Source organism: Streptomyces sp. NPDC043952, assembly GCF_056435325.1.
In genome coordinates, this window is sequence record NZ_JBWKES010000017.1 from 45,108 (window position 1) to 69,807 (window position 24,700).

Genomic DNA, 24,700 nt, shown 5'->3' on the forward strand with positions numbered 1-24,700 from the left:
TTGTTTCCACCCTCACTGCCATGCTCCCCTCATGGCCGACCCGACGCCCGTCATCGACGACCTGCGTGCCGAGAGCGACGAACTGGACCGGCTCGTCGCCCGGTTGACGCCCGAGCAGTGGGCGCTCGCCACCCCCGCGCCCGGCTGGACCGTCGCCCACCAGATCGCCCACCTCGCCTGGACCGACCGCGCGGCGCTGGCCGCCGTCACCGACCCGGACGCGTTCCGCGCGCTGGCCGCGAAGGCCCTCGCACACGGCGACTCCTTCGTGGACGAGGGCGCCAAGGAGAGCGCCGGGCTGCCGCCCGCGGAACTCCTCGCGGCCTGGCGGTCCGGGCGCGACGCCCTCGACCTGGCCCTGCGCGCGGCCGAACCCGGCGCCCGTTTCCCCTGGTTCGGGCCGCCCATGGCCGTCGCCTCCATGGCCACCGCCCGCCTGATGGAGACCTGGGCACACGGCCTGGACGTCGCCGACGCGCTCGGCGTCACGCCCGTCCCGACCGACCGCCTCGCCCATATCGCCCGACTCGGCGTCCGCACACGGGACTTCGCCTACACGGTCCACGGTCTGACCCCGCCCGCCGAGGAGTTCCGCGTCCTGCTCACCGCCCCCAGCGGCGCGGTGTGGGGCTACGGCCCCGAAGACGCCCCGCAACGCGTCACCGGACCGGCCCTCGACTTCTGCCTCCTCGTCACCCAGCGCGCCCACCGCGACGACCTCGCCCTGACCGCCGAGGGCCCGGACGCGGACCGCTGGCTGGACATCGCCCAGGCGTTCGCGGGCCCACCGGGCAGCGGCCGGAAGCCGAAGACGGCCGATGGCCCGGCGAAGGGATCGGACGGCCCGGCGGAGGGATCCGGCCGGTGACCCCCCTGCGCATAGGCAACTTCTCCGGCTTCTACGGCGACCGCTTCGACGCCCTGCGCGAGATGCTCACCGGCGGCGAACTCGACGTCCTCACCGGTGACTACCTCGCCGAACTCACCATGCTGATCCTCGCCCGCGACCGGCTGAAGGACCCCGGCGCCGGATACGCCCGCACCTTCCCGCGCCAGCTTGAGGAGTGCCTCGGCCTGGTCCGGGAGCGCCGGGTGCGGATCGTCGCCAACGCGGGCGGGCTCAACCCCGCCGGACTCGCCGCTCACATACGCGAGTTGGGCGACCGGCTCGGCATACCCCTGCGCGTCGCCCATGTCGAGGGCGACGACCTGACCGCCGGTCACCCCGGCACCCTCGCCGCCCACGCCTACCTCGGCGGGTTCGGCATCGCCGCGTGTCTGCGGGCCGGCGCGGACATCGTCGTCACCGGGCGGGTGACCGACGCGGCCCTCGTCACCGGGCCCGCCGCCGCCCATTTCGGCTGGGAGCAGGGGGAGTTCGACAAGCTCGCCGGGGCCGTGATCGCCGGGCACGTGCTGGAGTGCGGGACGCAGGCCACCGGCGGGAACTACGCGTTCTTCCGGGAGGGTGACGTACGACGGCCCGGCTTCCCGCTCGCCGAGATCCACGCCGACGGCAGCAGCGTCATCACCAAGCACCCCGGCACCGGCGGTTTCGTGGACGTCGGCACGGTCACCGCGCAGCTGCTGTACGAGACCGGGGGCGCCCGGTACGCCGGACCCGATGTCACCGCCCGGCTCGACAGCGTCCGGATCGGCCAGGACGGGCCCGACCGGGTGCGGATCGAAGGGGTGCACGGGGAAGCGCCCCCGCCGACCCTGAAGGTGGGGCTCAGCAAGCTCGGGGGCTTCCGCAACGAGGTCGTCTTCGTGCTCACCGGGCTCGACATCGAGGCCAAGGCCACCCTCGTCAAGGAGCAGTTGGCGCCCGAGATGGCGAAGGCGCCTCCCGCCCAGGTCAGTTGGGAGCTTGTCCGCACCGACCGCCCGGACGCCGGCACCGAGGAGACTGCCAGCGCCCTGCTGCGGCTCGTCGTACGGGATCCGGACCAGCGGGTGGTCGGACGGGCGCTCAGCGGGGCGGCCATCGAGCTGGCGCTCGCCAGTTACCCCGGTTTCCATGTGCTCGCCCCGCCCGGCAAGGGCGACCCCTACGGGATCTCCGAGGACGCGTACGTGCCTCAGGAGGGCGTGGTCCACACGGCCGTACTCCCCGACGGGAGCCCCGTACGGGTCCCCCCGCCCCCGGAGACCCGCCCCCTGGCGGAGACACCGCCCCCTGACCTGCCCGACCCGCTCCCCCCAGGGGCCACCCGCCGCGCCCCCCTCGGGCTGGTCGCCGGCGCCCGCAGCGGGGACAAGGGCGGGAACGCCAACGTCGGGGTGTGGGCCCGTACCGACGAGGCGTGGCGGTGGCTCGCGCACGAGCTGACAGCCGACCGGTTCCGGGAGCTGATCCCCGAGAGCCGCGACCTGCCGGTCACCCGCCACGTCCTGCCCGAACTGCGCGCCCTGAACTTCGTCGTCACCGGCATCCTCGGCGCCGGCGTCGCCTCCCGGCACCGCTTCGACCCGCAGGCCAAGGCCCTCGGCGAATGGCTGCGCTCCCGCCACCTGGACATCCCGGAGGCCCTGCTGTGACCGTCCTCGACACGGCCCTGGACACCCACCACCCCGACTACACCGCCCACCGCGAGGCCATGCTCGGCAAACTCGCCGAACTGGCGGACGAGCACGCCAAGGCGCTCGCGGGAGGCGGCGAGAAATACGTCCAACGGCACCGGGGGCGCGGCAAGTTGCTCGCCCGCGAGCGCATCGAGCTGCTGCTCGACCCGGACACCCCGTTCCTGGAGCTGTCCCCGCTGGCCGCCTGGGGCAGCGAGTACGCCGTCGGCGCCTCGCTCGTCACCGGCATCGGCGTGGTCGCGGGCGTGGAGTGCCTGATCACCGCCAACGACCCGACCGTGCGCGGCGGCGCCAGCAATCCCTGGAGCCTGAAGAAGGCCCTGCGCGCCAACGACATCGCGCTCGCCAACCGGCTGCCCTGCGTCAGCCTGGTGGAGTCGGGCGGCGCCGATCTGCCCTCGCAGAAGGAGATATTCATCCCCGGCGGCGCCATCTTCCGTGATCTCACCCGGCTTTCGGCCGCCGGCATCCCGACCGTGGCCGTCGTCTTCGGCAACTCCACGGCCGGCGGCGCCTACATACCCGGCATGTCCGATCACGTGATCATGGTCAAGGAGCGGGCGAAGGTGTTCCTCGGCGGCCCGCCGCTGGTGAAGATGGCCACCGGCGAGGAGAGCGACGACGAGTCGCTGGGCGGCGCCGAGATGCACGCCCGCGTCTCCGGGCTCGCCGACTACTTCGCCGTGGACGAGCGGGACGCCCTGCGGCAGGCGCGGCGGGTGATCGCGCGGCTCAACCACCGCAAGGCGCACCCCGATCCGGGCCCGGCCGAGCCCCCGAAGTACGACCCGGAGGAACTGCTCGGCATCGTCCCCGGCGACCTCAAGATCCCCTTCGATCCGCGCGAGGTCGTCGCCCGGATCGTGGACGGCTCCGACTTCGACGAGTTCAAACCGCTGTACGGCACCAGCCTGGTGACCGGCTGGGCGGCCCTGCACGGCTACCCCGTCGGCATCCTCGCCAACGCGCAAGGGGTGCTGTTCAGCGCGGAGTCGCAGAAGGCCGCCCAGTTCATCCAGCTCGCCAACCAGCGCGACATCCCGCTGGTCTTCCTGCACAACACCACCGGCTACATGGTCGGCCGGGAGTACGAGCAGGGCGGGATCATCAAACACGGCGCGATGATGATCAACGCGGTGTCCAACTCCCGCGTTCCGCACCTGTCCGTCCTCATGGGTGCCTCCTACGGGGCCGGCCACTACGGGATGTGCGGCCGCGCCTACGACCCGCGCTTCCTGTTCGCCTGGCCCAGCGCCAAGTCCGCCGTCATGGGGCCGCAGCAGCTCGCGGGCGTGCTGTCGATCGTCGCCCGGCAGTCGGCGGCAGCCAAGGGACAGCCCTACGACGAGGACGCGGACGCCGCCCTGCGCGCCATGGTGGAGCAGCAGATCGAGTCCGAGTCGCTGCCGATGTTCCTGTCCGGGCGGTTGTACGACGACGGCGTCATCGACCCGCGCGACACCCGCACCGTCCTCGGCCTGTGCCTCTCCGCGATCCACACCGCCCCCTGCGAGGGCGCGCGCGGCGGCTTCGGCGTCTTCCGGATGTGAGGTCCATGATCGAGACACTGCTGGTCGCCAACCGCGGCGAGATCGCCTGCCGCATCTTCCGCACCTGCGCCGACCTGGGCATTCGTACGGTCGCCGTGTACTCGGACGCCGACGCGAACGCGCTGCACACCCGCCGGGCGGACGCGGCGGTACGACTGCCGGGCGCGGCGCCCGCCGACACCTATCTGCGCGGCGACCTGATCGTCAAGGCCGCCCTCGCCGCCGGCGCGGACGCCGTGCACCCCGGCTACGGCTTCCTCTCCGAGAACCCGGACTTCGCCCGCGCGGTCCTGGACGCCGGGCTGACCTGGATCGGGCCGTCCCCCGAGGCCATCGAGGCCATGGCCTCCAAGACGCGCGCCAAGCGGCTGATGGGCCTGGAACCCCTGGGGGAGGTCACCGAGGGGGACCTGCCGGTGCTGGTGAAGGCGGCGGCGGGCGGCGGGGGGCGCGGGATGCGGATCGTGCGCCGCCTGGACGAGCTCCGGGACGCCCTGGAAGGGGCGCGCGCCGAGGCCGCGAGCGCCTTCGGGGACGGCGAGGTGTTCGTGGAGCCGTACCTCGAGAACGGCCGCCACGTCGAGGCGCAGATCCTCGCCGACACCCACGGCACCGTCTGGCCGCTCGGCACCCGCGACTGCTCCCTCCAGCGCCGCCACCAGAAGGTGATCGAGGAGGCCCCGGCGCCCGGCCTGCCCGAGCGCCTGGCACAGGAGCTGCGGACGCTGGCGGTACGGGCCGCACGGGCCGTCTCCTACGTCGGCGCGGGCACCGTCGAGTTCCTGGTCGCCGACGGCCGCGCGCACTTCCTGGAGATGAACACCCGCCTCCAGGTCGAACACCCGGTGACGGAGGCGGTGTTCGGGCTCGACCTCGTCGCCGAGCAGCTCCGTGTCGCCGAGGGCCACGCCCTGGAGCCGGACCCGCCGAGCCCGCGCGGCCACGCGATCGAGGTCCGCCTGTACGCCGAGGACCCCGCCCGCGACTGGGCCCCGCAGACCGGCACCCTGCACCGGCTCGCCGCCCCGCCCGGCGTCCGCCTCGACACCGGGTACACCGACGGCGACCCCATCGGCGTCCACTACGACCCGATGCTCGCCAAGCTCGTCGCCCACGCCCCGACCCGGACGGAGGCGGTCCGCCGGCTCGCGGGCGCCCTGGAAGCGGCGGTGATCCACGGCCCCGCCACCAACCGCGACCTGCTCGTGCGCTCCCTGCGCCATGAGGAGTTCACCTCCGCCCGCATGGACACCGGCTTCTACGACCGCCACCTCCCCGCCCTCACGGCGCCCGCCCCCGACCCCCTCGCCCCGCTCGCCGCCGCCCTCGCCGACGCCCACGGCCGCTCCCGCTTCGGCGGCTGGCGCAACGTGCCGTCGCAGGACCAGGTCAAGCGGTACGCGGTGGCGGGGGAGGAGGTTGAGGCGCGGTACCGGCACACGCGGCGGGGCCTCGACGCCGACGGGGTACGGGTCGTGCGCGCCGACGCGGACACGGTCGTCCTCGAAGTGGACGGCGTACGGCGGACGTTCGCGGTGGCGCGGTATGGCGACGAGGTGTACGTCAACGCCGAGCGGCTGATCGCGCTGCCCCGCTTTCCCGATCCCACCGCCCAGCTCGCTCCGGGCTCCCTGGTGGCGCCGATGCCCGGCACGGTCGTCCGTGTCGCCGAGGGCCTGGCAGAGGGCGCGGCGGTCACCGCCGGGCAGCCCCTGATCTGGCTGGAGGCGATGAAGATGCAGCACCGGATCTCGGCCCCCGCCGCAGGAACCCTGACCGCGCTGCACGCCAAGCCGGGACAACAGGTGGAGCCCGGCCTGTTGCTGGCAGTGGTGCGGCCGGCCTGAGGAGCGCGGGGCCGTATCGACGTGCGGCTACCGCCGCGTGAGCGCGAGCAACCACACACAACCCGCACCCGGAGGAATCGAATGACCACGCTCATCGAATCCGAAGAGCACAAGGCACTCCGAGCCGCCGTATCCGCCCTCGGCACCCGCTACGGCCGCGACTACCTCACCCGCACCCTCGCCGAAGGCAAACCCCTCACCGAACTCTGGTCGGAGGCCGGGAAGCTGGGCTATCTCGGCGTCAACCTGCCGGAGGCGTACGGCGGCGGAGGCGGCGGTATCTCCGAACTCTCCATCGTGCTGGAGGAGTTGGGGGCCGCCGGTTCCCCGCTCCTGATGCTCGTCGTGTCCCCCGCCATCTGCGGCACCGTGATCGCCCGCTTCGGCACCGACGCGCAGAAATGCGCCTGGCTCCCCGGCCTCGCCGACGGCACCAGGCTCATGGCCTTCGGCATCACCGAACCCGACGCCGGCTCCAACAGCCACCGCATCACCACCACCGCCCGCCGCGACGGCGCGGACTGGCTGCTCACCGGCCGCAAGGTGTTCATCTCCGGCGTGGACATGGCCGACGCGGTGCTGATCGTCGGCCGCACCGAGGACGCCCGCACCGGCCGCCTCAAGCCCTGCCTCTTCATCGTGCCGACGGACGCGCCCGGCTTCCGGAAACGGCCGATCGACATGGAACTCAAGGCCGCCGAGAAGCAGTTCGAGCTGGTCCTGGACGACGTACGGCTGCCCGCCGACGCGCTCGTCGGCGACGAGGACGCCGGGCTGCTCCAGCTGTTCGCGGGGCTCAACCCGGAGCGCGTCATGACGGCCGCGTTCGCCATCGGGATGGGCCGGTACGCGCTCGGCCGGGCCATCGAGTACGCCCGCGACCGCACCGTCTGGAAGACACCCATCGGCGCCCACCAGGCGATAGCCCACCCCCTCGCGCAGGCGCACATCGACCTGGAACTGGCCCGGCTGATGATGCAGAAGGCGGCCCACCTCTACGACGCGGGCGACGACATCGGCGCGGGCGAGGCCGCCAACATGGCCAAGTACGCGGCCGGGGAGGCGTGTGTGCGGGCCGTCGACCAAGCCGTGCACACCCTCGGCGGCAACGGCCTCACCCGCGAGTACGGGCTCGCCTCGCTGATCACGGCCGCGCGCGTGGCCCGGATCGCCCCGGTGAGCCGGGAGATGATCCTCAACTACGTCTCCCACCAGAGCCTGGGCCTGCCCAAGTCGTACTGAGCCGCGGCTGCACAGTGATCCTGCGACGCCAGCACAGGGAGCGCATATGACCACGGCCATCGGACGGGCGCGCACGCGCGGCGTCGAGACCCTCAGCCTGGATTCCACCGGCACCCGCAACGCGCTGTCCGCGAGCCTCGTCGACGCCCTCGACGGCGCGCTGGCCGAGTGCGGGGCGGACCCGGACGTGCGGGCCGTCGTCCTCACCCACACCGGCACCACCTTCTCGGCCGGCGCGGACCTGCGCGAACCGCCGCACCCGGACGCGCTGGTCGCCCTGCTGCGCCGGCTCGTCGAGCTGCCCAAGCCGGTCCTCGGCCGGGTCACCGGGCACGTCCGCGCGGGCGGCCTCGGCCTGCTCGCCGCGTGTGACCTGGCCTTCGCCGGCGCGGCGGCCACCTTCGCCTTCACCGAGGTGCGCATCGGGGTGGCCCCCGCGGTGATCTCGCTGCCGCTGCTGGAGCGCGCCGATCCGCGCGCCCTGGCCCGCTACTACCTCACCGGCGAGCGCTTCGGCCCCGCGGAGGCCGTGCGCACCGGACTGCTCACGGCCGCCGCCGAGGACGTGGACGAGGCCCTCGCGCCCGCCCTCGACGGGCTGCGCCGCTCCGCTCCCGAGGCCCTGGCGGAGACGAAACGGCTGCTCACGGCTAGGGTGCTGGAAACATTCGACCGGGACGCGGCCGCCCTGACCGCGCTCTCGGCCCGCCTGTTCGCCTCCGACCAGGCACGGGAGGGGATGACGGCCTTCCTGGAGAAACGGGATCCGGCATGGACGGTGTGACCAGATGAGTACGACGGCGGACCACGCCCGCGGGCCACGGGCGGACCGCGACCGGCGGCCCAAGCAGGACCGCAGCCGGGCCACCCGGCAGCGGCTGCTGGAGGCCGCCGTCGCCTGTCTCGCCGAACACGGCTGGGCGGGCTCCACGGTGGCCGTCGTCGCCGAACGCGCCGGCGTCTCACGGGGCGCCGCCCAGCACCACTTCCCGACCCGTGAGGACCTGTTCACCGCGGCCGTCGAGTACGTCGCCGAGGAACGCTCCAGCGCGCTGCGCGAACTGTTCCCGGATGGCGCGCAGGGCGATCGCCGGGCCGTCGTCACCGCCCTGGTCGACCTCTACACCGGCCCCCTCTTCCGGGCCGCCCTCCAACTGTGGGTGGCCGCCTCCAACGAGGAGCAACTGCGCGGCCGGGTCACCGAGTTGGAGGCCCGCGTCGGCCGCGAGACCCATCGCATCGCCGTGGACCTCCTGCGCGCCGACGAGTCCCGGCCCGGCGTCCGCGAGACCGTCCAGGGCCTCCTCGACATGGCCCGCGGGCTCGGCCTCGCCAACGTCCTCACCGACGACACGGCCCGCCGCGAACGCGTCGTGGCCCAGTGGGCGGCCCTGCTGGCGACCTCACTCGACTGAGCCGCCCGACCCGATCCGCCCGCCCGACCCGGTCCGCCCGGCCGCCTGGTCCGTCTGGTCCGTCTGGTCCGCCCGGCCGCCTGCTCCGCCCGGCCGCCTGCTTCGCCTGGTCCGCCCGGCCGCCTGCTTCGCCTGGTCCGCCCGGCCGCCTGGTTCGCCCGGCCGCCCGATCCGCCCGTCCGCCTGCTCCGCCTGGTTCGCCCGGCCGCCGGATCCGCTCGGCCCGCCTGCTCCGCCTGGTCCGCCCGGCCGCCCGATCCGCCTGCTTCGCCCGGTCGCCCGGTCCGCTTGGTTCGCCCGGTCGCCCGGTCCGCCCGTCCGCCTGCTCCGCCTGGTCCGCCCGGCCGCCTGGTCCGCTTGATCCGCTTGATCCGCCTGGGCCTCCTGCTCCGCCTGGGCCGCCCGGCCGCCTGGTCCGTCCGGTTCGCCCGGTCCGCTCGGTCCGCCCGGTCCGCCCGGTCCGCTCGGTCCGCCCGGTCCCCCCCCGGTCCGCCCGGCGTGGGCAGCGCACCCGCCGGTGGTCCGGCCGTCGCGGTGGAGTGAGCCGCGCCACATCCCTATCGCGGTGCGCGCAGTACTCTGGGCGCATGCTTCCGATGCTCGTTCGACGCCGCCACGTGGACTACGTGCGCGTCACGAGCATGGGCTGTCGGCGCCACGCCGCCTGATCCAGCCCCCCGACGCGCTCCGCGTCCCGCGTTCTCTTCCTTTTCCGGCATCCAGGGGGCCGCGTACCCCTGCGGCCGCCCGTGCCCCGTACACCCTGCGGACACACCATGACCTCGCACACCGCGACGACCGCGTCGTACGACCAGCTGCCCGTCATCGATCTCTCCGCCGCCGACCGCGGCCCCCGGAGCCGGGACCTGCTCCACGCCCAACTGCACGGCGCCGCGCACGACGTCGGCTTCTTCCAGCTGGTCGGGCACGGCGTGACCAGGGCCGAGACCGACGCGCTGACCAGCGCCATGCGTGCCTTCTTCGAGCTCCCGGAGGCCGACCGGCTGGCGCTGGACAACGTCAACTCCCCGCACTTCCGCGGCTATACGCGCACCGGCGACGAGCGCACCGGCGGCGCCCGCGACTGGCGCGACCAGCTCGACATCGGCGCCGAGCGCCCCGCGCGGGTGCCCGGTCCCGGCGAGCCGCCGTACTGGTGGCTCCAGGGCCCCAACCAGTGGCCGGCCGCCCTGCCCGAGCTGCGCACCGCGGCCCTCGCCTGGATCGACCGGCTCAGCGCGGTCGCCCAGCGCCTGCTGCACGAGCTGCTGACCGCCATCGGCGCCCCCGCCGACTTCTACGACCCGATCTTCGGCGACCAGGCCCATCCGCACCTCAAGCTGGTCCGCTACCCCGGCAGCGCGGGCGACGGCGCGGACCAGGGCGTCGGCGCGCACAAGGACTACGGCTTCCTCACCCTGCTCCTCCAGGACTCCGTGGGCGGCCTCCAGGTCCAGCGCGAGGACGGCCGCTTCCACGATGTGCCGCCGCTCGAGGACGCCTTCGTCGTTAACCTCGGCGAACTCCTGGAGGTCGCCACCAACGGCTACCTCCTCGCCACCAACCACCGCGTGGTCAGCCCGCCCGGAGCGACGGAACGCTTCTCCATCCCGTTCTTCTACAACCCCCGCCTGGACGGAAAGGTCGCCCCGCTCCCCTTCCCGCACGCCAACCGGGCCCCCGGCATCACCACCGACCCGACCAACCCCCTGTTCGCCGAGTACGGCTACAACGAACTGAAGGGCAAACTGCGGGCCCACCCGCTGGTGGCGGAGCGGCACCACGGCAATCTGCTGACCCCGGCCTAGGAGACGCCCTTGAGGGGGCGCGGGGCGCGGCCGTCCACGCGCCCCGGCCGCCCCCGCTACCGGGCGATGTCCGCGTACCCCTCGATGTCCTGCGGCCGCCGCGGCCCCGGCCCCACATAGCGCGCGGTCGGCCGCACCAACCGCCCCGTCCGCTTCTGTTCGAGGATGTGCGCCGACCAGCCCGCCGTGCGCGCGCACGTGAACATCGACGTGAACATGTGCGCCGGCACCTCCGCGAAGTCCAGCATGATCGCCGCCCAGAACTCCACGTTCGTGGCCAGCACCCGGTCCGGCCTGCGGTTGTGCAGCTCCTCCAGCGCCGCCTTCTCCAGCGCCTCCGCCACCTCGAACCGCGGCGCCCCCAACTCCCGCGCCGTGCGCCGCAGCACCCGCGCCCGCGGGTCCTCGGCCCGGTACACCCGGTGCCCGAACCCCATGAGCCGCTCGCCCCGGTCCAGGGTCCGCTTCACATACCCCTGCGCGTCCCCGGTGCGCTCGATCTCCTCGATCATCCCGAGCACCCGCGAGGGCGCGCCCCCGTGCAGCGGGCCGGACATCGCGCCGACGGCGCCGGAGAGCGCGGCGGCGACGTCCGCGCCGGTGGAGGCGATGACCCGCGCGGTGAACGTGGACGCGTTCATGCCGTGTTCCGCGGCCGACGTCCAGTACGCGTCGACCGCGGCGACATGCCGGGGGTCCGGCTCCCCGCGCCAGCGGATCATGAACCGCTCCACGACCGACTTGGCCTTGTCGATCTCCCGCTGCGGCACCATCGCCAGGCCCTGCCCGCGCGCGGACTGGGCGACGTACGACAGGGCCATGACGGCGGCCCGCGCCAGGTCCTCGCGTGCCTGCCGCACATCGATGTCGAGCAGCGGCTTCAGTCCCCAGACCGGGGCGAGCATGGCGAGCGCGGACTGGACGTCCACGCGGATGTCGCCGGAGTGGACCGGGATGGGGAAGGGCTCGGCGGGCGGCAGGCCGGGGTTGAAGGAGCCGTCGACCAGCAGGCCCCACACATTGCCGAAGGAGACATGGCCGACCAGGTCCTCGATGTCGACGCCCCGGTAGCGCAGGGCACCGCCCTCCTTGTCCGGTTCGGCGATCTCCGTCTCGAACGCTACGACTCCTTCGAGTCCGGGTACGAAGTCGGACATCAGGCGGCTCCTCGGCTGGGCGGCGCGGTTTCGAACGGGCCTGGCACCAGCACGATAACCCCGTATGTCGCGCAGGGAGAGACTTGACGACAGAGGGTGCCAGGCCCATGAGATACGGCAAGATGACCGCGTGACCGACCGCGAACCACTCCTGGATCCCGTCCTCGACCCCGCCGCGATGCGCAAGCAGTACCGGGCCGACGGACTCGCCGAACAGGACCTCGCCACGCACCCCATGGACCAGTTCGCACGCTGGTTCGAGGACGCGGCCCGAGCGGCCCTCCACGGCACGCTCTACGAGCCGAACGCCATGGTCGTCGCCACGGCGGACGCCGAGGGGCGGCCCAGCTCACGCACCGTGCTGATGAAGCAGTTCGACACCGAGGGCTTCGTCTTCTACACGAACTACGACTCCCGCAAGGGCCGGGACCTGACGGTGAACCCGCATGCCTCGCTCCTCTTCCCCTGGCATCCGCTGGCCCGGCAGGTCATCGTCACGGGCGGGGTCCGGCGCACCGGGCGGGACGAGACCGCGGCCTACTTCCGCACCCGCCCGCACGGCTCCCAGCTGGGCGCCTGGGCCAGCGCCCAGTCCACGGTGATCGGCTCGCGCGCCGAACTGGACGCCGCGTACGCCGAGTTGGCGGCCCGCTACCCCGAGGACGAACGGGTGCCGGTGCCGCCGCACTGGGGCGGCTTCCGCGTCGTACCGCAGACCATCGAGTTCTGGCAGGGCCGGGAGAACCGCCTGCACGACCGCCTGCGCTACACCGCCCGCCCCGACGGCGGCTGGCGGATCGAGCGCCTCAGCCCCTGAGGCCCGCCTCGAAAACGCAGACGACCCGCGGGCTGGGTTCCTCCGGAGAGGAGCCGGCCGGACGTACCGGCAGCCCGCGGGTCGGGTGACTGCTTGGGATTGGGCCGGCCGCACGTATCTCTCACGTGCCGGCCCGGCACCGCACTGAGCGTGGTGACGAGCCGCTAGCCCGCAGCCACCTCACGCGTCCGGTATCCATACATTCGCCGAACCACCTCCCTTCCGTGTGCCTACAGCGTAGGAACCGGCCGGAGCGGACTCAACTGTTTTTCCGCGCCTTCGGCCGGGGGCGCCCGGAACGCCCCCGGACCACCGTCGGCTCGCCCGAATGGATGAGCCGCATCGGTGGTAGGACTGGTGGCTGTGACCGATCTTCCGCATCCCCCCGATCCCTCCGATCTCTCTGGTGTGCCCGGACTCCGGACGGCCCCGGTCGAGGGCGACGCCATGCTGGAGCAGTGGCGGCTCGTGCACAACGCGGTGGTGCCGCCCGCCGCGATGTCACCGGCGCAGGCGCGGGTGCGCAGGCAGCGGTACCTGCTGGACAACGCGTACGCCGGGGACGTCCTCGTGGGCTGCTCGACCGTGCGGCCGCCGGTGGGGAAGGAGCGGGTGGCGACCGTGATCGCGCGGGTGCTGCCCGAGTTCCGGCGCCGGGGGTTCGGGACGGTGATCTACGGGAACGCGCTGGACCGGGCCCGCTCGCTGGGAGCGGGCGTCGTGGAGACCTGCGTCCTGGCGGCGAACGAGGACGGGCTGCGGTTCGCCCTGCGGCGGGGCTTCGCGGAGGTCGAGCGCTACGTGCTGGACGGAGAGCGGGACGAATGGGTCGACCTGCGACTTCTGGTCACGGAACGCGGGGATTGATTCCCTCCATCTTGGGGGAACAGGATGTGGGCTGCGTCACGTTCGAGTTGAATGAGGGCAATGAGCGGAACGGGCGCCTTACGTGCGCCGACGCAGCGTGCAGGGGGTCCAGGTGAGTACTTCCCGGCGGAGTGGGGCCACCGATGAGCTGGGGCCCGACGAGCCCGGCGCGTCGGGGGAGTGCGGCGGCGCGGATCTGCTGGCCGCGCTGCTCGACGGCATGGACGCGGCGCTGTGCGCCTTCGACGCGGACGGCGTCATCACCCACTGGAACCGCGAGGCCGAGCGGATCCTCGGCTGGAGCGCCGCGGAGGCGGTCGGACGGCGCGGGTTCGCCGGCTGGGCCGTGCGCACCGCCGACGCCGACCAGGTGCAGGCCCGGCTGCTCTCGGCGATGCGGGCCCACGGACGGCAGGTGCACGAGTTCGCGCTGCTGACCAAGGACGGCGGCCGGGTCCTCGTACGCACCCAGTCCGCCGCCGTACGGGGGCCCGACGGGGAGCCGGCCGGGGTGTACTGCGCCTTCAGCGAGGTGCACGCGCAGATCGACCTGGAGCGGTCCATCGCGCTGAGCGAGGCGCTGTTCGAGGACGCCGAGTGGGGTGTCGTCCTGGTCGACGCCGACCTGCGCCCCGCCGTCGTCAACGCGCACGCCGCGAAGGCCCTCGGCACCGGGCGCACGTCCGCGCTGGGGCGTCCGCTCGGCGAGCTGCTCACGCAGGGCGTGGAGGAGCTGGAGGCCGCGCTGACCCATGTGCTCGCCGAGGGTGCGCCACCCGCGCCCGCCGAGGTGTGGGTGACCCTGCGCACCGCCGCCGAGGGCGAGCGGCGCCGCTGCTGGCGCAATGCCTTCCTGCCGCTCGCCTCACCGCTCGCCGAGGAGCCCGTGCCGCTCGGGGTCGGCTGGCTGTTCACGGACGTCACCGAGGCAAAGCGGGCCGAGCAGGAGGCCGCGCTGCTGCGCTTCCGCACCAAGCAGCTGCACCGCGCGGCGCGCGCCGCCGCCGAGTGCGAGGACCCGCTGGAGGCGGCCACCGTCCACCTCGACTACGCCCTCGCCGGCTTCGCCGACCACGCCCTGATCGACCGGCTCGCGAACGCCCCGCGCGATCCGGGCGCGGCACCGGCGGGCGCGGTACGGCTGGTACGGCTCGCCGCCACACCCGCCGGGGCGCCGGGCCCGAGCGTGCTCACCGGGGCCGCCGGGCTGCCCGTGCGCTACGAGCCGGGGCATCCGGCGCTGAGCTGCGTGGAGCGCACCGGGTGCGTGCGCGCGGAGGCCGGGTCGGTGCCGCCCGAGCTGGCCCGCGAGTGGGCGCTGCGCCGGCAGTGGCCCGGCGACGCGGTGCACGCCCTGTGCGCGGTGCTGCGCAGCCGGGGCCGCACGCTCGGCGTGGTGACCTTCCTGCGCGGCGCCGCCCGCACCCCCTTCGAGCGCTCCGACGCGTCGTACGCCGAGGACGTGGCGCTGCGGATAGCGGCCGCGCTGGACCTCGGCGGGGCGGTGCCGGCCGGGGAGGCTCAGCGGCGGTAGAAGATCCGGTCGCCGTACTCGTCCATCACGCGGGTGTTCCAGTCGTGGCCGCCGTCCACGTTGCCCGAGCGCAGCAGCGGGGGCTCGATGCCGCGGTCGGCGAGGGCGGCGGCGGTGGTGGCCAGGACGGCCTGCATCAGTGCCGTGGTGACCACGGTGGAGGCGGGGGCGAAGGGCGCCGGGATGGTGTCGAGGGTGAGCTCCGCGTCGCCGACCGCGATCTTCGAGTCGAGGACCAGGTCGCAGTGGTCCTTCAGGAAGGTGCCGGAGGAGTGCCGGGACGTGGTCTGCGCCGCGTACGCCACCGAGGTCACGCCGATCACCGTGATGCCGAGGGCGCGGGCGCGCTGGGCCATCTCCACGGGCAGCGCGTTGCGCCCCGACAGGGAGATGATCACGAGGGCGTCGCCGGAGCGCAGCGGCGAGGTGCCGAGGACGGCGCTCGCCAGCCCGTCGACGCGTTCGAGCGCGGAGCCGAGGGTGGCGGGGGTGACATCCACGCCCACCACGCCGGGGACGGCGAGCAGGTTCATCAGGGCGAGGCCGCCGGCGCGGTAGACGACGTCCTGGGCGGCGAGCGAGGAGTGACCGGCGCCGAAGGCGAACAGGCGGCCGCCTCTTTCGACGGTGTCGGCGAGCAGGGTGCCGGCGGACTCGATCGCCTCCGCCTCCTCCTGCCTGAGCCGTCGCAGGAGGTTGATGGCGGCGTCGAAGAACAGGTCGGCAGGCGTGCCGTCGCTCATGCGGTGCCCCTTCGCAGCGTCTGTGTCGCGGATCACGGTGCGGTCTGGACCAGTGCGGTGTCAATACGGCCGCCGCCCGCTGCGGCGCCCGGACCTGCCCCCGCCCCCGGAACCCGCCCCGTTCCCCCGCTGACGCCCGGTTGTCGGTGGCATCCGGCAGAATTGAGTGGAGGCCGGCGCACGCGCCGGGTGCCGGCAGAGGTAATCGAGGGGCACGTATGTCCGGACTGATCGACACCACGGAGATGTATCTCCGCACCATCCTCGAACTGGAGGAGGAAGGCGTCGTCCCCATGCGCGCCCGGATCGCGGAGCGGCTGGACCAGAGCGGGCCGACGGTGAGCCAGACGGTGGCGCGGATGGAGCGCGACGGACTGGTCTCGGTGGCCAGCGACCGCCATCTGGAGCTGACCGACGAGGGCCGCAGGCTCGCCACCCGCGTGATGCGCAAGCACCGCCTCGCCGAGTGCCTGCTGGTCGACGTGATCGGCCTGGAGTGGGAGCAGGTGCACGCGGAGGCCTGCCGCTGGGAGCACGTGATGAGCGAGGCCGTCGAGCGCCGCGTCCTGGAGCTGCTGCGGCACCCGACCGAGTCGCCGTACGGCAACCCGATCCCCGGCCTGGAGGAGCTGGGCGAGAAGGACGGCGCCGATCCGTTCCTGGACGAGGGCATGGTCTCGCTCGCCGACCTGGACGCGGGCACCGACGGCAAGTCGGTCGTCGTACGCCGCATCGGCGAGCCCATCCAGATGGACGCGCAGCTGATGTACACCCTGCGCCGGGCCGGTGTGCAGCCCGGTTCCGTGGTGAGCGTGACCGAGTCGCCGGGCGGGGTGCTGGTCGGCAGCGGCGGCGAGGCGGCCGAGCTGGCGGCCGACATCGCCTCCCACGTGTTCGTCGCCAAGCGCTGAGCGCCGGACCGCACCGGGACCCGGAAGGACGGGCCCCCGGATGACAGCGGGCCCCCGGATGACAGAGGGCCCCGGCGCCTCGCGGCGCCGGGGCCTGTCCTCCCCTGCTGCTGACCCGGAGCCCCGAGCTCTCAGGGTCAGTCCCCCTCGGACCGTTTTTCCCCGAGCGGTCCGCCTCCTGCCAGAAAGATCCCCTCCGGGACGGCGATCATTCCTGACGCGGTGTCACTCGAATGAGGGGTGTTGCCCGCAGAGGCAGTATTTTCGAACGCGCGTTCGCGGCAATGCGTCCTCACGCGTACATCCGCAGCTCACCCCTTGCTGACCGCCGCCAGGATCTCCGGCAGTCGGCCCGCCGCCCGCGGGGCCGCGAGGCGCAGCCCGAGCAGCGCGATCCCGGCGCCGTACACCGCCCCGACGGGCAGCAGCAGCCAGGCGGGGCCGCCGTCCGTGCCATGGGTCAGCCAGACGGTGAGGGCGATGAAGGGGGCGCACAGGACGGCGGCGGCGAGCATCCCGCCGAAGAGGCTGGCCCCGGCGAGACCGGTCTGACCGGGGACGACGTTCTTCATGGCCTCCTGCGGGATGGAGTACGGGTACCGCGCCGACGCCCACGCCCCGGCCGCCAGCATCGCCCCGAGCAGCGCCAGGGACAGCCCGAGGACCCCCGGCAGCCTGGTCCAGGCGTCCATCAGGGCGACGGTCAGCACCGTGACGAGCGTGGCGTAGGGGAGGGTGATCAGCAGCAGCGCGAGGGCCCGGCCGCGCAGCTCCTCGTACGCGTCGTGCGGCGAGGAGATGGTCAGGGCCACCATCCAGAACGCGGAGGTGTCCTGCCCGAACTGGTTGTACATCTGGAGGCCGAGCAGCCCGGCGGCGAAGCACCCGAAGTACACCGACCCGATGTGCTGGAGCGCGTAGAACACCGGGACGAGCAGCCCGATCGCCAGCGAGGTCACCCAGCCGGCCTTGGTCTTCGGATCGCGCCACACATAGCGCAGGGTGCGCTCCATGACCGCGCCGGTGCGCCCGGCCGGCAGCAGCCGCGCGAGCCCGCCCGAGCGCCGGCGCTCCGCGCGCCCGGAGCCGGCCGCCTGGAGCGTGGACCCGTCCGGCGTGGTCATCAGCCTGGTCATGCTCCGCGCCCAGACGACGATCAGCGCCACCAACGCGGCGGCGGTGAGCGCGAGTTGGGCGAGCGCGATGCCGTACGACCCCTCGCTCGCCGAGCGCACCGCCGCCACCGCCGACGCGGGCGGGACCCAGGAAAGCACGTCCGCGACCGGCCGCAGCTGCCCGAGCCCGCCCGAACCGAGGCGCCGCGCGCCGAAGTTGACGAGCTGGGTGCCGAGCGCGATCACCAGTCCGCTGAGCACGGCCAGATCGCGGCCCTTGCGGCTGGTGAGCAGCCGTACGTTGGCGGCGGCCACGGCCCGCGCGAGCGCGACGCACACCAGCAGCGCGAGCGCGAGGGCGACGACCGCGGTGAGCCAGCCCGCCGCGCCCCGCGCCGGCACCAGCACACAGCCGAGCAGCAACAGCAGGGTGACCAGCGGGCCGACGCCGACCAGGGAGGACACCAGCAGCGCGCGCATCAGCGGCAGGGGCCGCAGCGGCAGCATCACCAGGCGGGTCGGGTCCAGCGTCTCGTCGCCGGTCGGGAAGAACAGCGGCAGGAAGGCCCAGCCCAGCGCCAGAAGGGCCGTGGCGGTCACGGAGGCCACCTCGCCGTGCGGCTGCCGGCCGAGCAGCACCATGCCGGGCAGCTGCGCGAGCGCGAACAGCAGCGCGAGGACGCTGGAGACGATGAAGGCGTCCCGCCGCCCCCGCGACTGCCGCAGCCCGCCCCGCAGCAGCGACAGCTTCAGACGGACGACGGTGCCGGTGAGGTTCGTCATCGGGCCGCCCCGCCGCCCAGCCAGTCCAGCTCGGAGCCGGCGTCCCGGCCGTTCGCCCCGACCAGCTCCAGGAACGCGTCCTGGAGCGTGGGGTGTTCGCCGCGCACCTCGGCGAGGGGCCCCGCGGCCCGGACGCGGCCGGCCGCCATCACCGCGACCCAGTCGCACAGCGACTCGACCAGCTCCATGACATGGGAGGAGAAGACGACCGTCGCGCCGGAGGCCGTGTACCGCTCCAGGACGCCCCGGATGGTCTGCGCGGACACCGGGTCCACGCCCTCGAACGGCTCGTCCAGGAACAGCACGTCGGGGTTGTGCAGCAGGGCCGCGGCGAGCCCGATCTTCTTGCGCATGCCGGTCGAGTAGTCGACGACCAGCTTGTGCTGGGAGCCGGCCAGGTCGAGCACGTCCAGCAGCTGGGTGGCCCGCTTGTCCACCTCGTCCCCCGGCAGCCCGCGCAACCGCCCGGTGTAGCCGAGGAGTTCCCGCCCCGACAGCCGCTCGAACAGCCGCAGCCCCTCGGGCAGCACCCCGATCCGCGCCTTCACGGCCACCGGGTCCCGCCACACGTCGTGCCCGACGACCTCCACGGTGCCCTCGTCGGGCCGCAGCAGCCCGGTCACCATGGACAACGTCGTCGTCTTCCCCGCCCCGTTCGGCCCCACCAGCCCGATGAACTTCCCCGCGGGCAGCTCAAGTTCGATCCCCCCGACAGCCACCTGCTCCCCGAACCGCTTCCAGAGCCCCCGTATACACACTGCGGTATTGGTCATGTTCCGAAGCCTACGGCGGCATCAGCGCGACCCGAAGGGGCGCGGGGAACTGCGCGAGTACCACGACTCACCCGCACTCGCGCGTGATCCGAACCAGGCAGACGAACAGGCGAACTACCTATCCCTACCGCACGCATACGCGAGGGCCGAGATCAACTCCTCCACATCCGGCAGCCACCGGTTCGCCGGCGTCGGCCGCCGCGCCCACTGCACCGCCCCGCGCCCCCCGAACCGGGTGGGCGGCGCCGCCACATACGCCCCCTCGCCCAGCGCCACCAGATCCAGCGACGCCGGCGCCCACCCCAGCTTCCGCACCAGCTCCGGCACCTTCAGCGAACCCCCCGGCAGCACGAAGAACTGCATGCGCCGGTCGGGGGAGAGCGCGACCGGCCCGAGCGTGAGCGACATCCGCTCCAGGCGGGCCAGTGCCAGGAACCCCGCGGTCTCCGGGACGGACAGCGCGTCGAACGTGCGCCCCGTCGGCAGCAGCACCGACGCCGTCGGCTGCTTCTGCCACAGCCGCCGTACCACCGTCGCGCTCCCCGTCGCCTGGGTCGCCCAGTCGGGGCGCGCGGGGTGCGCGCCCGGCGCGGGGCAGGACGCCTCGCCGCACGAGCAGCGCGGCATGCCGCGGACGGCTTCCAGCCAGGTCCCCGGGAACACGTCCCAGTGCCGCTCCTCGGCGTAACGCACGGCGGTTTCCTGCGGTGATTCCCCGCGCTGCTGCGGAATCTGTCCGGCAATCTGACTGTCTTCGGCGGCCGCGATCGTCTCTTCCACGCTCCACTCAACTCCCGCACCCACCGGGAGTTACGGCCCCTGCCCCGCCGGGGGAGGAGCATCGCCTGCCGCATGGGGCGCATGGGCGCACCGGTGGGGGCGCGCGGGAGGAGGCGGGGAGTGAGTTGGGTAACCAGGAGGGGGGTTGGCATCCGCCGGTACCCGGCAAACCGCACATGTCACGCATTGACGGAATGTCAGCTGGGCAGTGATCTTCCCGAAAGGTCACGCTCCAGGGGTTCGCAGGGGGTAGGTACATGGCCGCACGGCCGCTCGTCGCGAGGCAGCCGAACGAAAGGCTGCAGGCACTCATCCAGGAAGCGGGGTGCTCCAACGCCGGTCTTGCCCGGCGGGTCAACATGTGCGGCGCCGAACACGGCCTCGACCTGCGCTACGACAAGACGTCCGTGGCCCGCTGGCTGCGCGGCCAGCAGCCGCGGGGCCGGGCCCCGGCGATCATCGCGGAGGCCCTCGGCCGCAAGCTGGGGCGCACGGTCACGATCGACGAGATCGGCATGGCCAACGGCAAGAACCTCGCCTCCGGGGTCGGTCTCCAGTTCTCGCCGACGGTGCTGGGGGCTATCGAGCAGGTCTGCGAGCTGTGGCGCAGCGACGTGGGGCGCCGGGACTTCCTCTCCGGTTCCTCGGTCGCCGCGTCCGCGCTGGTGGAGCCCAGCCGCGACTGGCTGATCTCCGCGCCGGACGCCCAGGTGGCCCGGCAGGCGGGCCCGCGCGTGGGCCAGTCCGACGTGGCGGCCGTGCGGTCCATGACCCAGGCGCTCACCGACCTGGACCACCAGTTCGGCAGCGGCCATGTGCGCCCGGTCCTGGTGCACTACCTCAACAGCGTCGTCTCCGGACTGCTCGCGGGCTCGTACCGCGAGTCGACCGGACGCGAACTCTTCGGCGCCGTAGCCAGGTTGACGGAGCTGGCCGGATACATGGCCGTGGACACCGGCCAACCCGGCCTGGCCCAGCGCTACTACATCCAGTCGCTGCGCCTCGCCCAGGCCGCCGGGGACCGCGGCTACGGCGGATACGTCCTGGCCGCGTCCATGAGCCACCTCGCCGCACAGCTCGGGAACCCGCGCGAGATCGCCCAGTTGGCGCGCGCCGCGCAGGAGGGCGCACGCGGCCATGCGACCCCCCGCGTGGAGGCGATGTTCCACGCGGCCGAGGCGCGCGGGCACGCACTGCTCGGCGACGCGCGCGCGGCGGGCGCCGCGACCGCGCGGGCGGTCTCCGCGATGGAGCAGTGCGACGAGGACTCCGGGGACGACCCGGTGTGGATCCGGCACTTCGACGAGGCGTATCTGGCCGACGAGTTGGCGCACTGCCACCGCGATCTCGGCCAGCCCGAGCAGTCCGCGCGCTACGCCGAGCAGTCCCTCGCAGGCCACCCCGTCTCCCGTGCCCGGCGGCGCGCGATCGGCTATGTGCTGCTCGCCACCGCCCAGGTGCAGCAGCGCGAGGTCGAACAGGCCTGCGCCACCGGCATGAAGGCGGTGGAACTGCTGGAGACGCTGCGCTCCAACCGGGGCGCGGAGTATCTGGACGACCTCCAGCAACGGCTCGAACCCTTCCGGGACGAGGCGGTGGTACGGGAATTCGGGGCGCGTCTGGATCTTCAGCAGGCCGCGTGAACAGCGGCCCCGCGCACACGTGAACATGTGGCGAACACCACCCGGTGGGGCGGTCGGTGCCATATACAGCGTTGCGCGGGGCCGTTGTGTTACTGCCGCCGGGGGCGGGCGGATCGCGGGCCGAGGTGCGTGGCAAGGGGCTCCGGGTACCCGGTAGCGTGACCCGACGATTCACAAGGTCCCCCATTGGTAGGAGTCCCGGTGACGCAGAGTGGACAGGGCGAGGAGCTCTCGGCGCAGCCCGCGCACGAAGGCATCGTGCTGCCCTCCGACGGAGGAGAGCCCCTGCTGCCGGGCATGCACGCCACGCCCGCGGGCGGCCAGGCCTGGGGCGGATCCTGGGGGCCCGGACAGCAGGCGCCGCAGCAGGGAGCGCAGGGCCAGGGCTGGCCCCCGGCGCCCGCCCAGCAGTGGGGCGACCAGGGCGGGGCCCAGCCCCCGGCCGGCGCGGGCCCGCTGCCCCCGGAGGGTGCCCCGGCCCCGTCGTACGGGGGGCAGCAGCAGGCGTCGTACGGCGGCCAGCCGCAGGGCTACGGCGCGCGGGACCCGTACCAGCAGCAGGGCCACCAGCCCCAGGGGCACCAGGGGCACCAGCCCCAGCAGCACCAAGGGCACCAGCCCCAGCAGCAGCCGGCCCACCAGCCCCAGCAGCCGCAGTACCCGGCCCCCGGCCAGGCCGCCCCGCTGCCCCCGGCCGCGGACGACGCCACCCACTATCTGCCGCCGGTCTCCGCCGCCCCCGCCGACGAGGGCGCCACGCAGTACATACCGCCGGTGACCGCCGGGGCGCTGCCGCCCGAGTCGCCCGGCGAGGAGACCCGCTATCTGGGGGTCAACCGCCAGGCCCCGCCCCCGCCCGCCTCGCCCGACGCCGAGGCCACGCAGTACATCCCGCCGTACCAGGCCCAGGGCCAGAACCCGGCGCAGGGACAGGGGCAGGGCGGGGACCGGCAGCCGCCCGCCGAGTTCGACAACCTCTTCCGGGGCGGCCCGGCCGGCCCCGACGCCCCCGCCGGCTCCACCGCGCAGCTCCCGCGCGTCGAGCAGCCGGGCGCCTATCAGCCCTCGTACGACGGCCCCCCGTCGCCGTACACCCGCCACGACGACGGCCAGGACGAGCGGCCCCGGCGCCGCCCGTCGAAGGCGCCCATGATCGCGGCCGTCGGCGTCGGCATCGTGGTGGTCGGCGTGGGCGCGGGCGCGCTGCTCAGCAAGAGCGGCGGCTCCTCGGGCAGCACGGACGACAACAAGACGGTGGCCGCCACCTCCGCGGCCCCGCAGAGCTCCGCGCCCGCCGCCGACCCGGCGCGCGCCCAGGCGGTCGAGCTGGACAAGCTGCTCGCCGACAGCGGCAGCAGCCGCGCCACGGTGATCAAGTCGGTGGCCGACGTCAAGCAGTGCGCGAGCCTCGACGGCGCCGCCACCAACCTGCGCAGCGCGGCCGGGCAGCGCAGCCAGCTGGTCACCCGGCTCGGCAAGCTCAGCGTGGACAAGCTGCCGGACAACGCCGCCCTGAAGGCCGCCCTGACCAAGGCGTGGCAGGCCTCGGCCGCGGCCGACAACCACTACGCGGCCTGGGCCGACCAGATCAAGGCCGGCGGCCGGAAGACCTGCCACAAGGGGCACGCCAAGACCACCAACGAGGCGCAGGCCGGCAACCGCGAGAGCGGCACCGCGAGCCAGCAGAAGGCCAAGGCGGCGGCGCTGTGGAACGCCATCGCCGCCAAGTACGGCCTGACCCAGCGCCAGCCCACCCAGCTCTGACCGTCCTGACCTGGGAGGACGCGGACGCGGGGCCCTAGTCCACGTCCGCGTTCTCCAGGGTGCCGGTCATGTCGGTGGTGCCGTCGATCCCGCCGACGCCCTTGCGGGGCGCGACCAGCTCGCCGTCCCGCACCACCTGGAGGGTGACGTCGGCGTTGACCATCCGCGGGAAGCCGACCGAGGCCAGCTTGCCCTCGTAGGGCCAGCGCAGGGTGGGGGTGAGACCCCCGGTGGAGACCGCGAGGCCGCCGTCCAGCGTCTTGCGCACGGAGTCGGCGCTCACCGTGCCGTCGCCGATCTTCTCCAGGACGGCCTTCAGCACGGTGTAGGCGATCCAGGTGGTCTGCACCCCGGCGTCCGCGGGGTCGATGCGGTTGTCACCGAACGCCTCCTTGTCGATCACCTGCTTCATCCGCGTCCAGCGGGCGTCGTTCGCGGGCGGGTACCAGCCGGTGAAGTACGACCCCTCGTACGGCCCGGACGAGCCGCCGGTCGCGTTGATCATCGTCTGGTCGACGCTGCCCAGCACCGTGCCGAGCCGCACCGCCGGATAGTCCGCGCGCTCGCGCCGGAAAGAGTCCATGAAGGTGTCCGTGCGGTCGCCGAGCGCGGGCACCACGCACCCCTTCTTCATCGCGTCGCCCGCCGCGTACCGGAGCGCCTTGTCGGACGGGGTGCCGTACTCGGTGAGGTCCTCCGCCACGAGCTGGTCCTGCGCCTCGGAGTGCCCGCCCGCCTTCAGGCCGGAGTCGAGCATGGCGGGCAGCTCGTCGCCCGCGATGCTGTCGGGGCGGACCAGCGAGACCGGGCCGCAGCTCGCCGCGAGCGCCCTGCCGAGACCGGCGAGCAGCGCGGGCTGGCCGCCGTTGACCGGGTAGGACATCATCCCGGTGAACTCGTCGGTGGTGACGCCGTAGCCCCCGATGTAGGGGATGCCGGCGCTCTCCAGCGGGGCGAGGAAGGAGTCGCCGAACTGGCTGTAGGAACCGACGACGGCGACCACGTCCTCGTCGGCCGCGCGCCGGGCGCAGTTGGCGGCGTCCACGCTGTCGTTGTGGTCGTTGCAGGTCAGGACCTGGAGCTTGTGGCCGTCGATGCCGCCCTGGGAGTTGATCCACTTGGCGTAGGCGAGGGCCATCGCGGGCATGCCCGGCTTGTTGGTGGCGTCGGTGTCCTGCGGCGCCCAGGTCATGACCTTGACGGTGTCCGCGGCGCCCGTGACGGACGGGAGGACCCCGCAGCCGGCGGTGAGCGCGGCGGACACGGCCAGCGCGCCCAGGGACAGGGCACGCGCCCTGCCGGGGCGGGCGGCGGAGGGAAGGGGGGACGTGCTGGTGGTGCGGGGCCTGCCGGTCATGGTCCCGC

The 24,700-nt window shown here is 73.7% G+C and carries 20 protein-coding genes; 14 read left to right on the forward strand and 6 right to left on the reverse strand.

All coding sequences use genetic code 11. The features are described 5' to 3' along the window. Positions 1–31 precede the first annotated feature (31 nt). The 8 genes from AC069R_RS20460 to AC069R_RS20495 all read left to right on the forward strand — a co-directional run bounded on the left by AC069R_RS20460 (position 32) and on the right by AC069R_RS20495 (position 10,448). On the forward strand, positions 32–868 hold the full coding sequence (locus AC069R_RS20460; RefSeq protein ID WP_478768241.1) for a TIGR03084 family metal-binding protein: 837 nt from the start codon (positions 32–34) through the stop codon (positions 866–868). Further along, entirely contained in the window at positions 865–2,541 is a 1,677-nt protein-coding gene (locus tag AC069R_RS20465) for an acyclic terpene utilization AtuA family protein (protein WP_478768242.1), read from the forward strand. Before AC069R_RS20460 ends, AC069R_RS20465 begins: the two co-directional genes overlap by 4 nt. Then, positions 2,538–4,136: an acyl-CoA carboxylase subunit beta gene (locus AC069R_RS20470; RefSeq protein ID WP_478768243.1), complete on the forward strand. Its 1,599-nt coding sequence runs from the start codon at positions 2,538–2,540 to the stop codon at positions 4,134–4,136. Before AC069R_RS20465 ends, AC069R_RS20470 begins: the two co-directional genes overlap by 4 nt. Before the next feature lie 5 nt (positions 4,137–4,141). Further along, a complete protein-coding gene (locus AC069R_RS20475; RefSeq protein ID WP_478768244.1) occupies positions 4,142–5,983 on the forward strand; it encodes an acetyl/propionyl/methylcrotonyl-CoA carboxylase subunit alpha in 1,842 nt (613 codons plus the stop codon). 81 nt (positions 5,984–6,064) lie between these two features. Then, complete coding sequence (locus tag AC069R_RS20480) at positions 6,065–7,225, forward strand: acyl-CoA dehydrogenase family protein (protein ID WP_478768245.1); 1,161 nt, start codon at positions 6,065–6,067, stop codon at positions 7,223–7,225. Positions 7,226–7,271: 46 nt separating this feature from the next. Next, the gene (locus AC069R_RS20485; RefSeq protein ID WP_478768246.1) at positions 7,272–8,009 is read left to right on the forward strand and encodes an enoyl-CoA hydratase family protein; all 738 of its coding nucleotides are present in this window, start codon (positions 7,272–7,274) and stop codon (positions 8,007–8,009) included. A gap of 4 nt (positions 8,010–8,013) precedes the next feature. Further along, positions 8,014–8,640, forward strand: coding sequence for a TetR/AcrR family transcriptional regulator (locus AC069R_RS20490; protein ID WP_478768247.1), 627 nt, complete (start codon positions 8,014–8,016; stop codon positions 8,638–8,640). 776 nt (positions 8,641–9,416) lie between these two features. Then, entirely contained in the window at positions 9,417–10,448 is a 1,032-nt protein-coding gene (locus tag AC069R_RS20495; protein ID WP_478768248.1) for an isopenicillin N synthase family dioxygenase, read from the forward strand. A 56-nt stretch (positions 10,449–10,504) separates the two neighbouring features. Here the strand turns inward: AC069R_RS20495 and AC069R_RS20500 are convergent, their stop codons facing one another. Beyond that, entirely contained in the window at positions 10,505–11,605 is a 1,101-nt protein-coding gene (locus tag AC069R_RS20500; protein ID WP_478768249.1) for a citrate synthase 2, read from the reverse strand. A gap of 130 nt (positions 11,606–11,735) precedes the next feature. Here AC069R_RS20500 and pdxH point away from each other — a divergent pair, with 130 nt between their 5' ends. From pdxH to AC069R_RS20515, 3 genes are all read left to right on the forward strand, one after another. Next, positions 11,736–12,422, forward strand: a complete 687-nt coding sequence (gene pdxH / locus AC069R_RS20505) for a pyridoxamine 5'-phosphate oxidase (RefSeq protein WP_478768250.1) — start codon at positions 11,736–11,738, stop codon at positions 12,420–12,422. 408 nt (positions 12,423–12,830) lie between these two features. Continuing rightward, positions 12,831–13,289: a GNAT family N-acetyltransferase gene (locus AC069R_RS20510; protein ID WP_478768251.1), complete on the forward strand. Its 459-nt coding sequence runs from the start codon at positions 12,831–12,833 to the stop codon at positions 13,287–13,289. A 112-nt stretch (positions 13,290–13,401) separates the two neighbouring features. Next, positions 13,402–14,823, forward strand: coding sequence for a PAS domain-containing protein (locus tag AC069R_RS20515; protein WP_478768252.1), 1,422 nt, complete (start codon positions 13,402–13,404; stop codon positions 14,821–14,823). Here the strand turns inward: AC069R_RS20515 and AC069R_RS20520 are convergent. Further along, entirely contained in the window at positions 14,811–15,566 is a 756-nt protein-coding gene (locus AC069R_RS20520) for an SIS domain-containing protein (RefSeq protein ID WP_478768253.1), read from the reverse strand. The two genes, AC069R_RS20515 and AC069R_RS20520, sit on opposite strands and share 13 nt — an antisense overlap. A 218-nt stretch (positions 15,567–15,784) precedes the next feature. On the opposite strand from AC069R_RS20520, the gene AC069R_RS20525 reads away from it, so the two are divergent. Continuing rightward, positions 15,785–16,477, forward strand: a complete 693-nt coding sequence (locus AC069R_RS20525) for an iron-dependent transcriptional repressor DtxR (RefSeq protein WP_478768254.1) — start codon at positions 15,785–15,787, stop codon at positions 16,475–16,477. 311 nt (positions 16,478–16,788) lie between these two features. Here the strand turns inward: AC069R_RS20525 and AC069R_RS20530 are convergent, their stop codons facing one another. The 3 genes from AC069R_RS20530 to AC069R_RS20540 form a co-directional block, all read right to left on the reverse strand. Next, positions 16,789–18,375 (reverse strand): transporter, encoded by a 1,587-nt coding sequence (locus AC069R_RS20530; RefSeq protein ID WP_478768255.1) that lies wholly within the window; start codon positions 18,373–18,375, stop codon positions 16,789–16,791. Then, complete coding sequence (locus AC069R_RS20535; protein WP_478768256.1) at positions 18,372–19,148, reverse strand: ABC transporter ATP-binding protein; 777 nt, start codon at positions 19,146–19,148, stop codon at positions 18,372–18,374. Before AC069R_RS20535 ends, AC069R_RS20530 begins: the two co-directional genes overlap by 4 nt. A gap of 114 nt (positions 19,149–19,262) precedes the next feature. Next, complete coding sequence (locus AC069R_RS20540; RefSeq protein ID WP_478768257.1) at positions 19,263–19,928, reverse strand: bifunctional DNA primase/polymerase; 666 nt, start codon at positions 19,926–19,928, stop codon at positions 19,263–19,265. Positions 19,929–20,185: 257 nt separating this feature from the next. Here AC069R_RS20540 and AC069R_RS20545 point away from each other — a divergent pair, with 257 nt between their 5' ends. Continuing rightward, positions 20,186–21,571, forward strand: a complete 1,386-nt coding sequence (locus tag AC069R_RS20545) for a transcriptional regulator (protein ID WP_478768258.1) — start codon at positions 20,186–20,188, stop codon at positions 21,569–21,571. Between the two features lie 201 nt (positions 21,572–21,772). Further along, the gene (locus AC069R_RS20550) at positions 21,773–23,335 is read left to right on the forward strand and encodes a hypothetical protein (RefSeq protein ID WP_478768259.1); all 1,563 of its coding nucleotides are present in this window, start codon (positions 21,773–21,775) and stop codon (positions 23,333–23,335) included. Positions 23,336–23,369: 34 nt separating this feature from the next. Here the strand turns inward: AC069R_RS20550 and AC069R_RS20555 are convergent, their stop codons facing one another. Then, positions 23,370–24,692 (reverse strand): ABC transporter substrate-binding protein, encoded by a 1,323-nt coding sequence (locus AC069R_RS20555; protein WP_478768260.1) that lies wholly within the window; start codon positions 24,690–24,692, stop codon positions 23,370–23,372. Positions 24,693–24,700: the final 8 nt, after the last annotated feature.

Coding starts and splice junctions, on each gene's coding strand:
- AC069R_RS20535 (WP_478768256.1), bottom strand. CDS start 19,148: ATGACCAATACCGCAGTGTGTATACGGGGGCTCTGGAAGCGGTTCGGG.
- AC069R_RS20530 (WP_478768255.1), bottom strand. CDS start 18,375: ATGACGAACCTCACCGGCACCGTCGTCCGTCTGAAGCTGTCGCTGCTG.
- AC069R_RS20500 (WP_478768249.1), bottom strand. CDS start 11,605: ATGTCCGACTTCGTACCCGGACTCGAAGGAGTCGTAGCGTTCGAGACG.
- AC069R_RS20495 (WP_478768248.1), top strand. CDS start 9,417: ATGACCTCGCACACCGCGACGACCGCGTCGTACGACCAGCTGCCCGTC.
- AC069R_RS20485 (WP_478768246.1), top strand. CDS start 7,272: ATGACCACGGCCATCGGACGGGCGCGCACGCGCGGCGTCGAGACCCTC.
- AC069R_RS20460 (WP_478768241.1), top strand. CDS start 32: ATGGCCGACCCGACGCCCGTCATCGACGACCTGCGTGCCGAGAGCGAC.
- AC069R_RS20480 (WP_478768245.1), top strand. CDS start 6,065: ATGACCACGCTCATCGAATCCGAAGAGCACAAGGCACTCCGAGCCGCC.
- AC069R_RS20525 (WP_478768254.1), top strand. CDS start 15,785: ATGTCCGGACTGATCGACACCACGGAGATGTATCTCCGCACCATCCTC.
- AC069R_RS20490 (WP_478768247.1), top strand. CDS start 8,014: ATGAGTACGACGGCGGACCACGCCCGCGGGCCACGGGCGGACCGCGAC.
- AC069R_RS20555 (WP_478768260.1), bottom strand. CDS start 24,692: ATGACCGGCAGGCCCCGCACCACCAGCACGTCCCCCCTTCCCTCCGCC.
- AC069R_RS20475 (WP_478768244.1), top strand. CDS start 4,142: ATGATCGAGACACTGCTGGTCGCCAACCGCGGCGAGATCGCCTGCCGC.
- AC069R_RS20520 (WP_478768253.1), bottom strand. CDS start 15,566: ATGAGCGACGGCACGCCTGCCGACCTGTTCTTCGACGCCGCCATCAAC.
- AC069R_RS20545 (WP_478768258.1), top strand. CDS start 20,186: ATGGCCGCACGGCCGCTCGTCGCGAGGCAGCCGAACGAAAGGCTGCAG.